The organism is Cyanobacteria bacterium GSL.Bin1 (assembly GCA_009909085.1).
Classification (GTDB): domain Bacteria; phylum Cyanobacteriota; class Cyanobacteriia; order Cyanobacteriales; family Rubidibacteraceae; genus Halothece.
The window spans coordinates 1-4663 of the sequence record JAAANX010000018.1 but is presented as its reverse complement, the minus strand read 5'-3'; the positions used below and the strand labels follow the sequence as shown (position 1 = coordinate 4663).

General features: G+C 39.8%; 4 protein-coding genes. 2 read left to right on the top strand and 2 right to left on the bottom strand.

Features of this window, described 5'->3' with window-relative positions:
• Positions 1 to 686 precede the first annotated feature (686 nt).
• Positions 687 to 2048: a response regulator gene (locus tag GVY04_00770; GenBank protein NBD14708.1), complete on the top strand. Its 1362-nt coding sequence runs from the start codon at positions 687 to 689 to the stop codon at positions 2046 to 2048.
• A 124-nt stretch (positions 2049 to 2172) separates the two neighbouring features.
• Here GVY04_00770 and GVY04_00765 read toward each other — a convergent pair whose 3' ends face one another.
• Complete coding sequence (locus GVY04_00765; protein NBD14707.1) at positions 2173 to 2922, bottom strand: HAD-IA family hydrolase; 750 nt, start codon at positions 2920 to 2922, stop codon at positions 2173 to 2175.
• A gap of 123 nt (positions 2923 to 3045) precedes the next feature.
• Positions 3046 to 3486, bottom strand: coding sequence for a bacteriohemerythrin (locus GVY04_00760; GenBank protein ID NBD14706.1), 441 nt, complete (start codon positions 3484 to 3486; stop codon positions 3046 to 3048).
• 571 nt (positions 3487 to 4057) lie between these two features.
• On the opposite strand from GVY04_00760, the gene GVY04_00755 reads away from it, so the two are divergent.
• Positions 4058 to 4663, top strand: a 606-nt coding sequence (locus tag GVY04_00755; protein ID NBD14705.1) for a cytochrome ubiquinol oxidase subunit I, incomplete at its 3' end; no start/stop codon positions are given.

The window sequence follows — 4663 nt, the reverse complement described above, 5'->3', positions numbered from 1 at the left end:
ACTAGAGAAACATCTGGAAGTGTTTACTCGCTAACCGCTCATGGCTCTATTCGCAGCTACGGGGAGGTGATCTCTCCCCAATCCCCCACCTCACGAAGTAGGTGGGGGTCATTGAAGTTACACTGCTACCTTCTTAATCGGAAGCTTAAGCGACTCCCTTGAGTAAGAGTTAGACTCGCAATAATTGTAAAGTTTTTTTAAATTAGCGTGTTTACGATTTAAATCACAATTTTTGTGTTATATTAGCCATAAGCGTCCAGAACAACCTTTTCCCAATAAAGGAATAAAGGACATTCTCAGTAGTGATACACAACAATAATTTTAATTGATTGACAACTACCTAGTTGTGTCTGCTATCATATTGCTAATATGATCGTTAAATCTACTGGTTTTAACCCAAAAAGGCGGTTTATTGTGCATTTTATTACATTTAAATCCGCTTAAACCGATTAAATATCAGTGATTTCAACCGCAAACCCTTGCTAAAGTTAATTTCAATCACACTTAACTGTCTAATATGCTCATTTTAGCGCAGTACAATTAGTTTTTCTTGGAGACGGTACATTGATGACTTTCCAAAAACCATAACCTTAGCGACTGAACTTAAATCATGAAATTGATTAAACTCAAATCACAAAACGAAGCGACTAAGACGAAAAAACTGCTATTAACTGGGAATTAAGAAAATGGAAAACCCACTTGAACAACGCTTAACTTTTAATCGTATTTTCCGCCACCTGATTTTTTACCAATCACAAAAATTTACAGGAAAAGTTACCGTTTCTAACCACCAAGGAAACGCCTGGAGCTTTTATTTTTTGCTGGGTCACTTAACTTGGGCGACTGGCGGTAGTTATCCCTTACGGCGGTGGCGACGACAGTATTATGCAGCAACAGGACAACTCCCCCAACTTGATCATGTTGATTGGAATGCTGAGGCTTGGGACTGTACAGAGTTGAGAATTCTCACAGAAAGTAATGCCTTAAACGGTGAGCAGGTACAAGGGATTGTTCATGGAGTTGTCGAAGAAGTTCTATTTGATGTGATTCAGGCTTTTGAAGCGCCAGTTTATAAAGTTTTAAACTCTTCAAAGTCAGTGCTCCCCCTATCAAAATTAACCGGTATTGGTGATGGCATGGAGTTAGAGGTGCAAGAAGAAGTCAAACCTGATCGCTATTATCGTTTACCATACAGTTTCTTTCCAGATCTCAAAGCGTTACAAGAAAAGATTGATCAGCAGTGGAGAAAATGGGTAACAATTGGCCTTGCTTGCGTTTCTCCCAACCAAGCCCCATTACTCCTTGATCCAGAAGAACTACGCAATCGGGTTTCGGCAAAAGTTTATAGAAATATGGCGAAAGGTTTGCAAGGGCAAACCTCCCTGAGAGATTTAGCCTTTAAGTTCAAAAAGGAGGGTAATTTCTTTTCACTAGCTGCAGCAATGGCACCCTTTTATGAAATGCAGTTGATTACATTTAATCAGATCAAAGATTTATCCGTTAATACTAATGGTACCGGGACCAAACCAGGACATTCGACATTAACGGCTACGGCTTCGGAAGAGTTACCACAAGACCCCTTATTCTTAGCCATTGACTCCAGTCGTAAAAATCAGTCCTTGCTCAGCGCGATCGCGGAACGAGAAGGATATGCTTTTGAAGCGATGAGTAATGGGATTAATGCCCTCCAGAAAATTACCCAAAATCCACTGGGATTACCAAAAATTATTTTTGCCAGCTATGAAATGGCAGTGCTTAAACCAACAGAATTTTGTACAATTCTGCGTCGTCTTGAGTTACCGCAACACGTACCAATTGTCATTTACAGTAAGCAATCACTTCCGAATCGAGAGGCTCGGGAAATTTTGGAAGCTGGCGCCAGTGAATTGATTAATCGACATTCCTTAACTCCCAGCTATGTCAATTCCCTTCTGAAGAAATATCAAAAGCTCAACAAGCGCCAACAAAGACAGACAATTGACCAACAAACCTATTCCCAGTCAAAGCTTACCTTCAAACAGCGTGATTTTTCGATGACCATGTCCTAGAGTTCAAGCAGTTTTTGAACGTTTAGTCATGATGATTTTGAGTTTAAAAAGTTACTAAAATAGTAACTTTTTTTTATTTCAGCGAAATTAAAAAGTCAAATTTAGTCTGGGAGAGCCACTATTTTTAAGAGTTGAATAATGAGTGAGCTAACGTCAAATCAAAGTAGGTTTGATTAACAAAGCCATGCCCACGATAAACAGTGAAAGGATAATCGGGCTCTCCCAAATGGTTTAAAACTAAAACTGCATCTGAAAAATTTTGATGAGCTGTGTAATCGTTAAACGTAATGACTGTTTTTAGGTTGGCTTGCGTTGCTGCTGCTAAACCCGACTGAGAATCTTCAAACACTAGACAATAGTTAGCACTAATATTGAGCTGTTCTAAAACATAGTCATAAATATCAGGGGCGGGTTTTTTTTCTGGAACTACATCGCCAGCAGCAATCAACTTAAAGTAAGCATCGGTTCCGAATTGGGTTTCGATGAGCACTATTGTATTTTCGAGAGCACTAGTGGTCGCGATCGCGAGCTGAATTCCGGCTTGATAGGCTTCCATAATCACTCGTTTGACGCCAGGACGTAACGGAATCTTTCCTTCTTGCAATAGTTGACGATAATGACGATTTTTTGCCACGTGGAGCTCTTGCACAAACTCATCTAAATGATCGGGGGGAGTATAGTCGGGGAGATGATGGGTCATGTAATGACCAATTCGTTCTTTGCCCCCAGAAATTGATAATAATTCCCCATACAAAGACTCCGACCAGTACCAATTTAACTCAGCTTCAGCAAAAGCACGGTTAAAAGCGACTCGATGACCGTAACGTTCAGTTTCAGCGAGCGTCCCATCTACATCGAAAATGAAAGCCGTCATTATGAAAGATCCGTGAGCAGTGACCCGTTACTGATGAATTTTAATCAATAACTAAGCATAAATGTTTAAGTATTAATATTAAGTATTCAATTGTCTTGTGTCAATTTTTTTTTTGGTACAACTTTATTGATAAATTACTGCTCTCTGCACATCAACAATATTTCGTTCTCGGAAAAATTGGATCATTTTACGATCTTGTCCTTGGATATGATGCACTAACCATTGATGCAGAAAGTGGGAAAGCTCACTGTTGACCAAAGCAGCATCTTCTTCCGCTTCCAGACGACGGAGAACTTTGGTAATTTTTTGGGTGAGGCGATCATGAATTTGTTTATGTTCCTCATAGGAAGGATAACCATGCTCTTGCATCAAGTCTTCCTCAAGGGTGAAGTGAGCAATGGTATCTTTTAGTAGCGCTTGTAAGAGGTGCTTGAGGTAAGCTGGCTCAGCTTGTCTCACCATTGCTTCTTGGAGATCGCTCACGACCTTAAACATCTCTTGGTGTTGTTGATCAATGATGGGGAAACCGGTTTCGTACTCTGGAGACCAATGAGGAATTTGCATTATCAAAAAAAACTGTAACTAGAATAACCCGAGTGATGACGCCAAGGGTCTATAGTAACCAAATTGCTTCCATTTGAAAATAGCTTGCTCGAATTCTTAAGAAATGTAAAACAATCGTCATTTTCATTTCTACTTTAAAAACGCTCTTTTTGGGGAGCAGGGAAGTATTTTGGGCGTTTAATTCTCTTAGGGAATCAAGGCACTTTGACGACAGTATTGACGAATTTAAATAAACATTAAAATTTACAGATTGCTCTCAAACTGATTACGCTAATAATGGTTGTTTGAAACGCTCGCGAGATAGCAAAATTTAGTTTTAATAGGCTATTGAGGGATTATTACTTATCAATAAGCTAGTGATTTATTCTAACTTAATTTAAGAGAATTCTGAGTAAAAAGATAATTAAAATTAGCTTAAAGTTTCATCTTTATTGAATCAGTAACTTGATTAAACTCGAAAACAAATTGTAAATTAAATCTTAAATCTTAAGACTTTTTTCAAAGAATCAATAAGAAGAGTAAACAATCGTTATGATGTAACAGTGCTTAATGTTTATGGGCGAGAAGAAGCATGGATTTTCTATCAGACTCGGTTTCACTGTCACGGATGCAATTTGCCGTGACTGCCATTTTTCATATGCTATGGCCCGTGTTAACCACCGGAATGTCAATTTATTTAGTCGTTGTGGAAGGGATGTGGTTAAAAACCCGCAATCCTGACTACTACTATCATGCGCGGTTTTGGTCGAAGCTGTATGTCCTCAATTTTGGCATTGGCGTCGCCAGTGGTGTGCCAATGGAGTTTCAGTTTGGCACCAACTGGGCCCCGTTTTCTGAGGCAGTCGGCGACTTCTTTGGCAGTATCCTTGGCTTTGAAGCATCGATGGCATTTATGTTAGAAGCCGGTTTCCTCGGGATTATGCTGTTTGGTTGGGGGAGAGTACCACCGGTCATTCACTATCTGGGGACCATTATGGTTGCCTTTGGCGCGAATTTATCCACATTTTGGATTCTGACCGCAAATTCTTGGTTACAAACCCCCGCTGGCGGGGAATTGGTAGATGGCAAGTTTGTCGTGACCGATTACTTCCAAGCGATTTTTAATCCCTTTATGGTCAATAGTGTGCTGCATATGTTCTTTGCCACTTTGGAGACCTCTTTATTTGTCATTGGCGGG

Coding starts and splice junctions, on each gene's coding strand:
- GVY04_00770 (NBD14708.1), top strand. CDS start 687: ATGGAAAACCCACTTGAACAACGCTTAACTTTTAATCGTATTTTCCGC.
- GVY04_00765 (NBD14707.1), bottom strand. CDS start 2,922: ATGACGGCTTTCATTTTCGATGTAGATGGGACGCTCGCTGAAACTGAA.
- GVY04_00760 (NBD14706.1), bottom strand. CDS start 3,486: ATGCAAATTCCTCATTGGTCTCCAGAGTACGAAACCGGTTTCCCCATC.